General features: G+C 72.8%; 10 protein-coding genes. 3 read left to right on the forward strand and 7 right to left on the reverse strand.

The window, feature by feature from the left end:
- Nucleotides 1–68 precede the first annotated feature (68 nt).
- From ABT324_RS20035 to ABT324_RS20045, 3 genes are read left to right on the forward strand one after another with little or no spacing between them, the layout of a single operon-like run.
- The gene (locus tag ABT324_RS20035) at nucleotides 69–2,450 is read left to right on the forward strand and encodes a wax ester/triacylglycerol synthase domain-containing protein (RefSeq protein ID WP_351179416.1); all 2,382 of its coding nucleotides are present in this window, start codon (nucleotides 69–71) and stop codon (nucleotides 2,448–2,450) included.
- Nucleotides 2,447–3,361, forward strand: a complete 915-nt coding sequence (locus tag ABT324_RS20040; protein WP_351179419.1) for a DMT family transporter — start codon at nucleotides 2,447–2,449, stop codon at nucleotides 3,359–3,361. Before ABT324_RS20035 ends, ABT324_RS20040 begins: the two co-directional genes overlap by 4 nt.
- Nucleotides 3,358–4,077, forward strand: coding sequence for an SDR family NAD(P)-dependent oxidoreductase (locus ABT324_RS20045; protein WP_351179455.1), 720 nt, complete (start codon nucleotides 3,358–3,360; stop codon nucleotides 4,075–4,077). Before ABT324_RS20040 ends, ABT324_RS20045 begins: the two co-directional genes overlap by 4 nt.
- Here the strand turns inward: ABT324_RS20045 and hpnH are convergent.
- Genes hpnH through hpnC form a run of 7 tightly spaced genes read right to left on the reverse strand, consistent with a single transcriptional unit; the run spans nucleotide 4,074 to nucleotide 11,726 of the window.
- Nucleotides 4,074–5,075 carry an adenosyl-hopene transferase HpnH gene (gene hpnH / locus ABT324_RS20050; protein ID WP_351179422.1) on the reverse strand — a complete coding sequence of 334 codons (1,002 nt, stop codon included), beginning with the start codon at nucleotides 5,073–5,075 and terminating at the stop codon, nucleotides 4,074–4,076. The genes ABT324_RS20045 and hpnH overlap by 4 nt on opposite strands.
- Entirely contained in the window at nucleotides 5,076–5,684 is a 609-nt protein-coding gene (locus tag ABT324_RS20055; protein WP_351179425.1) for a phosphorylase family protein, read from the reverse strand. It abuts the gene before it with no gap.
- A 1-nt stretch (nucleotide 5,685) separates the two neighbouring features.
- Nucleotides 5,686–7,596: a squalene--hopene cyclase gene (shc, locus tag ABT324_RS20060; RefSeq protein WP_502949771.1), complete on the reverse strand. Its 1,911-nt coding sequence runs from the start codon at nucleotides 7,594–7,596 to the stop codon at nucleotides 5,686–5,688.
- Nucleotides 7,593–8,606, reverse strand: a complete 1,014-nt coding sequence (locus ABT324_RS20065) for a polyprenyl synthetase family protein (RefSeq protein WP_351179428.1) — start codon at nucleotides 8,604–8,606, stop codon at nucleotides 7,593–7,595. The genes shc and ABT324_RS20065 overlap by 4 nt, the downstream gene beginning before the upstream one ends.
- Nucleotides 8,603–9,943: a hydroxysqualene dehydroxylase HpnE gene (hpnE, locus tag ABT324_RS20070; RefSeq protein ID WP_351179461.1), complete on the reverse strand. Its 1,341-nt coding sequence runs from the start codon at nucleotides 9,941–9,943 to the stop codon at nucleotides 8,603–8,605. Before hpnE ends, ABT324_RS20065 begins: the two co-directional genes overlap by 4 nt.
- A 14-nt stretch (nucleotides 9,944–9,957) precedes the next feature.
- On the reverse strand, nucleotides 9,958–10,854 hold the full coding sequence (gene hpnD, locus ABT324_RS20075) for a presqualene diphosphate synthase HpnD (RefSeq protein ID WP_502949772.1): 897 nt from the start codon (nucleotides 10,852–10,854) through the stop codon (nucleotides 9,958–9,960).
- Nucleotides 10,818–11,726 (reverse strand): squalene synthase HpnC, encoded by a 909-nt coding sequence (gene hpnC, locus ABT324_RS20080; RefSeq protein ID WP_351179434.1) that lies wholly within the window; start codon nucleotides 11,724–11,726, stop codon nucleotides 10,818–10,820. The genes hpnD and hpnC overlap by 37 nt, the downstream gene beginning before the upstream one ends.
- Nucleotides 11,727–12,297 lie beyond the last annotated feature (571 nt).

A 12,297-nucleotide genomic window follows, 5' to 3' on the forward strand; every position in this document is an offset into this window, starting at 1 on the left:
CGAGGGGCTGGAACGGGCTGGCCACGTTAGCCTTCGAGGGCACGATCCGGGGGAAAGGATCCAGTCCGGTGACCGTCCAGCCGCGTCGAGTGCTGCTGATCAGCGCGACCATCGGTGAGGGGCACAACGCGACCGGCCGGGCCGTGGCGGAGGCCGCCGGTCGGGTGTGGCCGGGGTGCGAAGTCGGCTGGCTGGACGCGCTGCGCGCGATGGGTCGCTGGGTGCCCGGCGCGTTCAACTGGATCTACGTCACCAACGTCGAGTCCACGCCGTGGCTGTACGACTTCTTCTACGCTTCGTTGTGGCGCTACCGGTGGTTCGCCAACGCCTCGCGCCGCTTCGTCGGGGCCTGGAGCGGGCGGCGGATGCGGCGGGCGATCGCCGAGCACGATCCCGACCTGATCGTCTCGACCTACCCGCTGGGCACCGCCGGGCTGGACTGGCTGCGGCGGCGCGGCGGGCTGGACATCCCGGTGGCGGCGGTGGTCTCGGACTTCTCCCCGCACCCTTTCTGGGTCTACCCCGAGGTCGACCTGCACCTCGTGATGAGCGAGGCCAGTCTGCGGGAGATGCGGCGAGCCGAGCCGGACGCGGTGGGCGCGGTGTGCGTGCCGCCGGTGGTCTCGGCGTTCCAGCCGGGTGACCGAGCGGTCGCGCGGCGCGGGTTCGGCCTCCCGGAGTCGGGGTTCACGGTGCTGATCTCGTGCGGTTCGCTCGGGTTCGGTTCGGTGGAGCGCGCGGTGCAGGCCGCGTTGCGCGCCGAGGGCGTGGCCCGGGTCGTGGTGGTCTGCGGGCGCAACGAGGCGTTGCGGCAGCGGTTCGCCGACCGCTGCGAAGACCGGCTGGTCGCGCTGGGGTGGGTGGCGGACATGCCGCGCCTGGTGGCCTGCGCGGACGTCGTGGTCACCAACGCGGGCGGGGCGACCGCGCTGGAGGCGCTGGCCTGCGGGCGGGCGGTGGTCATGTTCGAGCCGATCGCCGGGCACGGCCGGGCCAACGCGGAGCTGATGGCCGACGCCGAGCTGGCCGAGCTGTGCCCGCGGGCGGCCGACCTGACCGCGACGCTGCGCCGCTGGGCCGCGGATCCGGGCGAGCTCACCCAGCGGGAGCAGATGGCGCTCAAGCACTGCCAGGCCGCGGACTTCGCCGACCAGGTGGCCGCGCTGGCGGACCTCCCCCGGCACCACGGCCGCCGCCCCCTGCGCCCGCAGGACGCCTTCTTCGTCCACGCCACGACTCGGGAGGTGGCGCAGCAGACCGGTGCGGTCCTGCGGCTGGCGGGGCCGCCGCGGGCGGTGCACGACTGGTGCGAGGAGATCACCGTCCGGATCGAACGGCGTGCCGGGCAGTTGCCGATGTTCACGAGGCGACTGGTGCTGCGCCGGAGCAGGCGACCACAGTGGATTCACGACCGGGACATCGAGCCTCGCGACCACCTGCGCTGCCGCGAGGTTGCCGGTGAGCAAGCCGTCGCGGAGGCCCGCAACCAGTTCTTCAGCGCCCCGGTGCGCACCGACCGGCAGCCGTGGGAGCTCCTGCTGCTGCGCGAGAGCGGGTCCGGTCAGGTTTGGCTGCTGGCGAAGCTGCACCACGCGCTCGGCGATGGTGTCGCCGTGACCAGCGCGCTGCTGCGGTTGCTGACCGATGATCCGCGGCCCGCGTCGGCGCCTGGTCAAGGTGGCTCGCCGACGTGGTACCGACGCGCGGGCGCGATCGCACGCGGGCTGGTGAGCCTGGCTGGGGCCGGGACCGCGCCGCGCAGCCCTTGGGGCGGCCGCAGCACCGCGAACCGCTCCTTCGACGGAGTGGAACTGCCCGCCGCCGAGGTCCGCGCGGGCGCGCGCCGGTGCGGCGTGAGCACCACGGTGCTGCTGCTCGGGGTGGTGGCTGAAGCGCTGCACCGAGCACTGCCCGATCCGGTGGCTGGCCAGCGTTTCCGGGTGATGGTGCCGCGCACGGTCCGCACCGGGCGGGGTGGCGTTGGCACCGATGTGCCCGGCAACCACACCGCGTCGCTGGCGCTGGACCTGCCGGTGGGCCCGATGCCCGCCGCCCAGCGGCTCGCGGCCGTTGCTGCTGAGCTCGGCGCACCGGAGCGCACTGGCCAACCCGCTGCCGCCGGTGCCGTGCTGGCAGCTCTCGGCGTCCTGCCCGCACCGGTGCACGCCTGGGTCGTGCGGCGGATCTACCAGCGCCGGTTCTTCAACGCTGTGGTGTCGGTGCTGCCTGGGCAGCGCCGACCGGCGCACGTGGGCCCCGCGACCATCTCGGGTGTGCTGCCCGTGCTCTCGCTGGCCGACGGGGTGGGCGTCGCCGTGGGTGCGATCGGCTGGGGCGACCGCGTCGGCTTCGGCATCACCACCGACACCGGGCTCGCGCCCGACGCAGCAGTGCTGGCCGGGCACCTCCGCGACGCCTTCACGGCCCTGCGGGCAGGTGATCGGTGGTGAGCCCCAACGCCACGGTGCTGGCGATCGCCGTCCCCGCCGCAATCATCGGCGCGGCCAGCTTCGGCCTGGCCAGCGCCATCCAGCACCGGGTCACCAAGCAGGTGCCCAAGATCCACACCCTCAACCCGCGCCTGTTCTTCGAGCTGGTGCGCAAGCCGATCTGGGTCTTGAGCATCCTCACCGTGGTCATCGGGTTGTCGCTGCAGGTGGTCGCCCTGGCGTTCGGACCGCTGGTGCTGGTGCAGCCGCTGCTGGTGACCTCGGTGTTGTTCGGCGCCGCGTTCGCCGCGTGGATGGCGCACCGCAGGATGGACCTGGTGCTGGCGCTGGGCGGGCTGGCCTGCGCCGGCGGCCTCTCGGCGTTCCTGGTGCTGGCACAGCCCTCCGGGGAGGGCAGCGGGTTCACCGGCTCGTCGGTGCTGCCGCTGGCCCTGGCGCTCGGCCTGCTGGTGCTGGTGTCGCTGGCGGCGTCGCGGATCCCCGGCGAGGTCGGGGTCATCGGCCTGGCGGTGGCCACCGGGGTGCTCTACGGGGTGACCGCCGGGTTGATCAAGGTGGTGGCAGGCCAGTTCCGCACCGGCGGCCTGGCCGAGCCGTTCCAGCACTGGACGCTCTACGCGGTGTGCGTGATCGGGCCGATGGGGTTCCTGCTCAGCCAGCAGACCTTCCAGCGCGGCCGGTTGATCTCGCCCTCGCTGGCGGTGATCACCACGGTGGACCCGCTGGTCGCGGCCGCGATCGGGGTGAGCTGGCTGGGCGAGCGCATCGAGTCCTCCCCCGCCATCCTCACCGGCGAGCTGATCTCCGCGGTGGTCATCGTCATCGGCATCGTGGTGCTGACCCGCCGCAGCGAGCAGCTGCGGCGGATCCTCGACCGCAGCGACGGCTCCGAGGACGCGCCGTGGGGTTGACGGTGCGCGGGCGGACGGCGCTGGTCACGGGCGCATCGTCGGGCATCGGCGCGGCCACGGCCGCCGAACTGGCCGCGCACGGCTGCCAGCTGGTGCTCGTCGGCCGCGACCAGCGGCGGCTGGCCGAGGTGGCGGACCGGACCGGTGGGCAGGCGCTGGCCGCCGAGTTGACCGACCCGGCCGGGCTCGACCGCGTGGTCACCGCAGCGCGGCGGGCGGACCTGCTGGTGCACTGCGCGGGCATCGGGTGGGCTGGGGACCTGGCGTCGATGTCGGCAGAGCAGGTGGCGGCGCTCGCGGCGGTGAACCTGACCGCGCCGGTGCTGCTGACCAGCGCGGTGCTGCCGGAGCTGCAGCGGCGCGGCGGGCACGTCGTCTTCGTGTCCTCGATCGCGGTCGTCGGCGTGCGCGACGAGGAGGCCTACGGGGCGACCAAGGCAGGCGTGCGGGCCTTCGCGGAAGGCCTGCGCCACCACGACGGCATCGGGGTCACCACGGTGTTCCCCGGCGCGGTGCGCACCCCGTTCTTCGACGGTCGCCGCTACGACCGGCGCTTCCCGCGCGTGCTGGCGCCGCAGGAGGTCGCTGCGGCGCTGGTCCGGGGCGTCCAGCGCGGTCGGGCGGAAGTCTTCGTCCCCAGCTGGCTCGCGGTGCCCGCCCGGCTGCAGGGCGCCGTGCCCGGTCTCTACCGCGCCCTGGCCCGCAGGTTCGGCTAGCCGCGCAGCGCGCGGATCGACTCGCGCAGCGAGCCCATGGTGGCCAGCACCGCGGTCGGTTCGTAGCCGCAGTGCGCCATGCAGTTCGCGCAGCGGGGGTCGTTGCCGCGCCCGTAGTGCGACCAGTCGGTCTCCTCCAGCAGCTCGCGGTAGGTCGCCACGTAGCCGTCGTTCATCAGGTAGCACGGCCGCTGCCACCCGTAGAGCGAGTAGGACGGGATGGCCCACGCGGTGCACCGGAAGTCGACCTCGCCCGCCAGGAAGTCCAGGAACAGCGGCGAGTGGTTGAACCGCCACCGGCGCCGGCGGCCGTCGGCGAAGACCTTGCGGAACAGCTCGCGCGTCTCGGCGACGCCCATGAAGTGCTCCTGGTCGGGTGCCTTGTCGTAGGCGTAGGCCGGGGACAGCATCATCTGGTCGACCCGCAGGTCGTCGTTGAGGTAGTCCAGCACCTCGATCACCGACTGCGGGGTGTCGGAGGTGAAGAACGTGGAGTTCGTGGTCACCCGGAACCCGCGCCGCTGCACCTCCTTGATGTTGTCCACCGCCTGGGCGAAGACGCCCTTCTTGCACACCGAGGCGTCGTGCCGCTCCTCCAGCCCGTCGATGTGCACCGCCCACGCGAAGTACGGCGAGGGCCGGAACCGGTCGAGCTTGCGGGGCAGCAGCAGCGCGTTGGTGCACAGGTAGACGAACTTGCGGCGCTTGACCAGCTCCTCGACGAGGACCTCGATCTCCGGGTGCATCAGCGGTTCGCCGCCGGCGATCGAGACCACCGGCGCACCGCACTCCTCCACCGCGGCGAGGGCCTGCTCCACCGGCATCCGCTGCTTGAGCACGTTCGCCGGGTGCTGGATCTTGCCGCAGCCCGCGCACTTGAGGTTGCAGGCGAACAGCGGCTCCAGCTCCAGGGTCAAGGCGAACTTCTCGCGGCGGGCCAGCTTCTGCTTGACCAGGTAGGCCCCGACGCGGACGGCTTGGCGCACGGGAATACCCATTCAGGACACCTCCTCAGGTGCGTGGCGGTTCTGCGGTGGTGCGGCACGGCTCCACCGCGACAGGCAGGAGCCGACGGCATGCAGCCGAGCGAGCGCGGTCAGGGCCTGGCGGGGTGTTCCCGGACGCAGCAGCGGGTGCTCCGCGGTGTCGAGCACCACCCGCACCACGGCGAAGCCCCGCGAACCCGCGGCGCGGGCGAGCACCGCGGACTCCATGTCGACCGCGAGCGCGCCGGTCGCGGCCAGTTCCGCGCGCTGAGCACCGCGCACCACGTGCCGAGTGGTCAGGACCGGCCCGAGGTGCACGGGGAATCCGGCGCGCCGCAGCTCCGCGGCCAGCGTGGGCGCGGCGGGGCAGCGCACCGTGCTACCCGCTCCGCGGATCTCGTCGGCCACGACCACGTCGCCGCTGCGGACGTCCTCGCCGACGCCGCCGCCGAGACCAGCAACGACGAGCAGGTCGAAGTCCGCGGCGGCGACCGTGGTCGCGCTGCGGGCGCTGCGCCGCGGTCCGAAACCCGTGCGGCGAACGGAGTTGTGGCCCAGTGCGGCCCGCAGCGCCCGGGCCTCCAGGCCCAGCGGTGCGCAGACCAGCAGGCGTGCGGCCACCTCAGCCCCCAGCCTGGTGGTACCGGCCGAGGGCGGTCAGCGGGAAGATCACCCGGTACAGGTGGTAGTTGATGTAGAAGTCGCCGGGGAAGCCCGTCCCGGTGAACTGCGGCTCGTCCCAGCCGCCGTCCGCGCGCTGCGTGCGCGCCAGGTACTGCACACCGCGCTGGACCGCGTCGGTCTTGTGCCGCCCCAGGGACAGCAGCGCCAGCAGCGCCCACCCGGTTTGCGACGCGGTCGAGTCGCCGCGGCCGATCCACGCCGGATCGTCGTAGGACCGCAGGTCCTCCCCCCAGCCGCCGTCGGGGTTCTGGTGCTTCTCCAACCACTTCACCGCGCGCCGCAGAGCCCGGTGCTCGGACTTGACCCCGGCGCGCACCAGGGCCGGGACCACCGCTCCGGTGCCGTAGACGTGGTTGGCCCCCCAGCGGCCGAACCAGGAACCGTCCTTCTCCTGGTTGCGCAGCAACCACTTCACCCCGCGCTGGACCACCTCGTCGTCGTGGCCCAGCGCGGCGAGCGCCTCGACCACGTGCGCGGTGACGTCGGCCGACGGCGGGTCGATCACCTCGCCGAAGTCGCAGAACGGCAGCTTGCGGATCAGCTGCCGGGTGTTGTCGGCGTCGAAGGCGCCCCAGCCACCGTCGGCCGACTGCATACCGCGAAGCCAGCGGGCGCCGCGTTCGATCGCGCCCTCCACCGCGACCCGGTCCGGGTGGTCCATGCGGTGCAGCGCCAGCAGCACCTCGGCGGTGTCGTCGATGTCCGGGTAGCCGTCGTTGTCGAACTCGAACGCCCAGCCGCCCCCGGCGGGCAGGTCCGGGCGGCGGACCGACCAGTCGCCCTTGACCCGGATCTCCTCGGCGAGCAGGAAGTCGGTGGCCCGGCGCAGCGCCGGGTGCGCGCTGGGCACGCCCGCGTCGTGCAGGGCCTGCATGCCAAGCACGGTGTCCCACACCGGCGACTGGCAGGCCTCCAACCGCCGCACCACGCCGTGCGGGGTCTGCTCCCGGACCAGGAACCGCTCCAGCCCGGCCAAGCCCTGCCGCAGCACCGGGTGGTCCATCGGGTAGCCGAGCAGGTGCAGCGCCAGCAGCGAGTACACCCACGGCGGCTGGATCCCGCCCCAGGACCCGTCGGCCTCCTGCCGGGCCACGATCCACTCCGCGGCGCGCAGCATCGCGTGCTTGCGCACGCTGCGCAGCGGGCGCTTCTGGTACCGGTGCAGGACCCGGTCCAGCAGGTGGAAGGCGTACTTCCAGGACCACTCGGCCCGGGCGGGCGGGCAGGGGCGCCCGGTGCGCAGCTCCTGCACCGTGATGTCCAGGTCCCGGCGGGGCCGCAGGGTGCACACCACGGTCAGCGGCACCACCGTCTGGCGCGCCCAGCACGCCCAGTCCGCCACGTTCAGCGGGAACCAGCTGGGCAGCAGCACGAGCTCAGGTGGCATGGCGGGCAGCTCGTCCCAGGACCACTCGCCGAACAGCGCCAGCCAGATCCGGGTGAACACCCGGGTCGCCTCCAGCCCGCCGTGCTCCAGGACCCAGGTGCGGGCGGCGGCCATGTGCGGGGCGTCGACGTCGTCCCCGGCCAGCTTGAGCGCGGTGTAGGCCTCCACCGTGGTGGACAGGTCGCCCGGACCGCCGTGGAAGTTGGCCCAGGTCCCGTCGGCGCGCTGCTGGGAGCGGATCCAGCGCGCCGCCTGCTCGGTCTCCACCGCGGTGCGGATGCCGAGGAACTGCCGCAGCAGCAGGTCCTCGACATCCATGGTCACGTTGGTCTGCAGCTCGCCCTTCCACCAGCCGTCCGGGTGCTGCCGGGACAGCAGGTGGTCGCGGGCGGCGACCATCGCGGTCCGCGAGTCGGGGATCACGACCGCGCGGGTGGGCCTCTGCTGCAACTGATCGGTCAAAGCTTCCTCCGTACGATGAACGCGGCGAGTTCGGTCAACGCCTCGGTGGTGTCCCGGGGGCCGCGCGGCAGGTGGCGGTCGGCGGCGGCCAACCGGCGCTGGCACTCCTGCCGGGCCCAGTCGGCCGAACCGGCGCGCTGCACCATCTCGGCGGCTTCGAGCAGCTGCTGCTCGGTGAGCGGTTCGGGTTGGGCGTAGAGCTCGCGCAGCCGCTCCCCCGCCGCGGTGCCCGAGTTCAGCGCGTGCACCACGGGCACGGACTTCTTGCGGGCGCGCAGGTCCGACAGCACCGGTTTGCCGGTGACCTCCGGGTCACCCCACAGCCCGAGCAGGTCGTCCACCAGTTGGAAGGCCATGCCGAGTTCGGTGCCGAAGGTGTGCAGGCCGAAGACGGTGTCCTCCGGTGCCCCGGCGGTGAGCGCGCCGATCGAGGTCGCGCAGGCCAGCAGCGCGGCGGTCTTGTCGTGCGCCATGTGCAGGCACTCCTCGAGCGTGACCTCGGCGCGGTGCTCGAAGTCCAGGTCCGCGGCCTGCCCGGCGATCAGCACGCGGGTGGTGGCCGACAGCGACCGGGCCGCGGCCGCGGCGTGCGGGGAGCTCGACCCGAGCAGCACCTCGGTGGCCAGCGCCAGCAGCGCGTCCCCGGCCAGCAGCGCGGCGGGGCGGCCGAACACCGTCCAGGCGGTGGCGCGGTGGCGACGGGAGGTGTCGCCGTCCATCACGTCGTCGTGCAGCAGCGAGAAGTTGTGCACCAGCTCCACCGCCGCGGCTGCTGCGATGGCCTGCTCCGCTGGGCCCGGCGGACGGGCGCACTGCGCGGACAGCAGCACCATCGCTGGTCGCAGGGCCTTGCCGCCACCTCCTTCGGCGGATCCGTCGACGCCCCGCCAGCCGAAGTGGTACTCGCACACGCGGCGGGTGTCGGGATCGAGCTGGGCGACCGCGCGGCGTAGCACGGGGTCTACGGATTCCCGCGCCGTGAGCAGGACCGGTGGCAGAACTGTCGTCATGCGGTCACCTCCACGCCGTGTCGCTCGCGCAGGTCCGCGGCCACCACCTCGGCCGCACGTGCTCCGCTGCGCACCGCGCCCTCGGTGGTGTCCGGCCAGCCCGTGCCCGTCCACGCCCCGGCCAATGCCAGGCCTGGCACCGGGGTGCGCGCGTCCGGGCGGATCGCGGCGGTGCCCGGTGCCTGCCGGAAGGTGGCGTGGGGTTCGCGGGTGACGAAGAAGTCGACCAACCCCGCTTCGCGGGCGCGGGGGAAGAGCTGCTGCACGGCCGGGACGAACAGCGCGCGCAGGTCCTCGGTTCGCTGGTCGACGTACTTTTGGGCGGCCGACAGCGACAGCGCCAGGTACTGGCCGTGCGCCCCGGAGATCGCGGTGCGGTCGAAGACCCACTGCACCGGGGAGTCCAGCACCGCGGCCATCCGGAGGCCGGTGACCCGCCGGTCGTAGTGCAGGTGCACGTTGACGATCGGCGCGGCCGACAGCCGCGCCCACTCCGCGGTGCCGGGCACCGGCAGGTCCGCGAGCAGTCCGGCCGCCACTCGGTGCGGCACTGCCACGACCACCGCGTCCGCGGCGAACTCCCGGCTGGTGCCGCCTTCCTTGGCGAAAACGTGGAAACCCGCGCCAGCGCGCCGGATGGCCCGCACCCGGCAGCGCACCCGCACACCGGCACCAACGGCCAGCAGCGCCCGGTGCGCGGCGTCGCCGTGCAGCTGGCCCAGCGGTGCTTGCGGGATGGCGATGTCCGCGCTGTCACTGCGGTCCAGCACCCCGGTGCGGAAGACCTTGGCGGCCAGCAACATCGACGCGTCGTCGGGAACCGCGTTGAGCGCGGCCAGGCCGAGCAAGCCCCACAGCGCCGCCACCGCTCGCGGCGATTCGCCGTGCTGGCGCAGCCATTCACCGAGGCTGATCGCATCCAGCGCGGGATCGTCCGGGTCGAGCACCCGCAGCGCGAGCGAGGTCCGCGCCACCTGTGCGCGCTGGACCGGGGTCAGCTGCCGGTAGCCCAGCAGCACCGGGAGCAGGTGCCCGGGGGCTGGCAGCTGCCAGCGGCGCAGCAGCGAAGCGCGGCCGTTCGGGCTGAGCACCGGCACGGTGAACCGGTGCTGCATGCCGATCCGGTCCTGCGCCCCGATGCGCCGCAGCAGGTCGGTGTAGGCGGTGTAGCAGCGCAGGAAGACGTGCTGGCCGGTGTCGACGACCAGGTCACCGCGCCGGAACGAGTAGGTGGCGCCGCCGAGCCGCGAGCGGGTCTCCAGCAGCTCGACGGCGAACCCCGCCTCGGCCAGGTCCAGCGCCGCGGTCACCCCGGCCAGCCCGCCGCCGACCACCATCACGCGCCCGCGGCTCACGGTGCCATCCCCGCCAAGGACCGTGCTGCGACCCCGGCCTTGCGCCAGCCCGAAAGCGAGGTCCGCTGGTTCAGCGCCGCCCCCGGGTCGGCGGCGATGCGCGCCAGCAGCTCGTGGTAGATCCCTGCCATCGACGCGCAGCAGGCCCGGCTGCGCCGGTCCAGCATGGGCAGCAGGAGTAGTCCCTCGCTGTACCACTGCTCGGCCCGGGCGGTCTGGAAGCGGATCAGCGCCGACCACCGCTGCTGGTCCTCGACCAGCCCGTTGCCCGGGTGCAGCCGGACCCCGAAGCGCTCCAGGTCCTCGGCTGGCAGGTACACCCGCCCGTCGCGGTGGTCCTCGCGGACGTCGCGCAGGATGTTGGTCAGCTGCAGCGCGACGCCGAGCGCATCCGCCCGCCGCTCGGCCGTGGCCTGGTCGAGCGCGCCGAACACGCCCAGCGACAGGCGTCCGATCGAGCCGGCGACGCACCGGCAGTAGTGCAGCAGCTCGTCGAAGGTCCGGTACCGCGCACCGCGCACATCGGCTTCGCAGCCGTCGACCAGCTCGTCGAAGGCGGCCATCGGCAGCGACAGCCGCTCGGCCGCATCGGCCAGGGCGACCAGCACCGGGTCGGTCGAGACGGTGCTGGCCGCGTGGACATCCTCGCGGGCTCGGCGGAGCTCGCGCAGCTTCTCCTGCGGTGGGAGGTCACCGTCGCCGATGTCGTCGACGCGGCGGGCGAAGGCGTACACCGCCGACAGCGCCCGCCGCTTCGGGGCGGGCAGCAGCCGGATGCCGTAGGAGAAGTTCCGCGCCTGCTCCCGCGTGATCCGCTCGCACTCCAGGTAAGCGTCCCGGACCCGCGTCGACTGGGTCACCACGCGCCTCCCAACACGGACAACCGCCCCCATTCGGCGAACGTGCGCCACCGGCTCGGCCGCACGTCGTGGCCGAGCGGGTCGTGGCCCGCGGCGGCGAAGGCCGCTGCGGTAGCCCGGCCGCCAGCCACGTACCCGGCGACCGCGACCCGGGCCGTGCCGGACAGCCGGCCGACCAGCGGGGCGCCCGACTCGAGCATCCGCCGCGCCCGGTCCACTTCGTACCTCACCAGCCCACGCAGCCTGGTCGGGGCGCGCGCGGCGACCAGGTCCGCTTCAGCGCACCCGAAGCGCCGCATGTCGTCGGTCGGCAGGTACACCCGGTCCTGGCGGTAGTCCTCGGCGAGGTCCTGGCAGTGCTCCAGGACCTGCAGCGCGCTGCAGATCCGGTCGGACAGCTCGACCAGCGGGGCCTCGGCCCGGCCGAAGACGTGCAGCACCGCCTCCCCGACCGGGTTGGCCGACAACGCGCAGTAGTCGAGCAGGTCGTCGAAGGTCCGGTAGCGGCGCACCCGCTGGTCCTGCCGGTTGGCCTCGATCAACTTGACCAGCACTTCGTGCGGAATGGCACACTCGGTGACCGTGGTGGTCAGGGCCCGCATGATCGGGATGCGAGCCGCGCCGTGGTAGGCGCGGCGGAGGTCGACCTCCAGGAAGTCCAGCAGCGCGCCGCGGTTGCCCGGCGCCTCGTCCCCGGCGAAGTCGACCAGCCGGAAGAACCCGTAGAGCGCGTGCAGGTGCTGTCGCAGGCCGTGCGGCAGGATCCGGGAGGCGACCGGGAAGTTCTCCGACCGCATCCTGGCGAGCACCGCCGCCCTGCGCGGAAAATCACCCGAACGTGCGACGCTGTTCGGGTGGCCGGATTCCTCTCCCGACAGCGTGCCATCGGGCAGCGACAGGACCATCAACCCTCCTCCTCTTCCCCGGTCAGGAGGCGCAACCGGCATCGTATGAGCAGCACAGCCCCACCGCAGGGTGAGCTGGTGGGCACCCTTTTCCTTGCATCGCGCCGGTGTTCGAACTAATTCGGACCCTGTAGATCCACATTGGACAAATGATCATCCGATCCACATTGGACGAACAGGACCCGGGTGGCGGACCGCTCGGCGCACCGCCGAGCCCCGCCGGACGACTGCGTGGCGTTCGAGTGGCGGGCATTGACATCCCAGCGACGGAGCGATGCACCGCGAAAGCCTTCTCCCGCGTGATGGTTTCGGATGACCTGTCACCCCGCGATCAGCTTCCAGTCCCAGCTCTGGACGACAGCAGCGGCGCGCCTTACACCTACGCATCGTTCTCAGTGTTCGGTGCGCTACCTCAACTTGCCCGCGAACTTCCCTGTGGTCGCGTCAGTTCTTGCTGTTTTGCAAGGGTTTTCGCGTTCTGGTGGTGTGTTGATCACCTGATTGTGGGATGGTGATGTGCTCGAATTCTTGTTCGATGCTTGGGAGAATGGTGTCATGACACCGCTGATGG

Origin of the sequence: Saccharopolyspora sp. NPDC000359, assembly GCF_040300525.1 — a bacterium.
GTDB lineage: Bacteria > Actinomycetota > Actinomycetes > Mycobacteriales > Pseudonocardiaceae > Saccharopolyspora.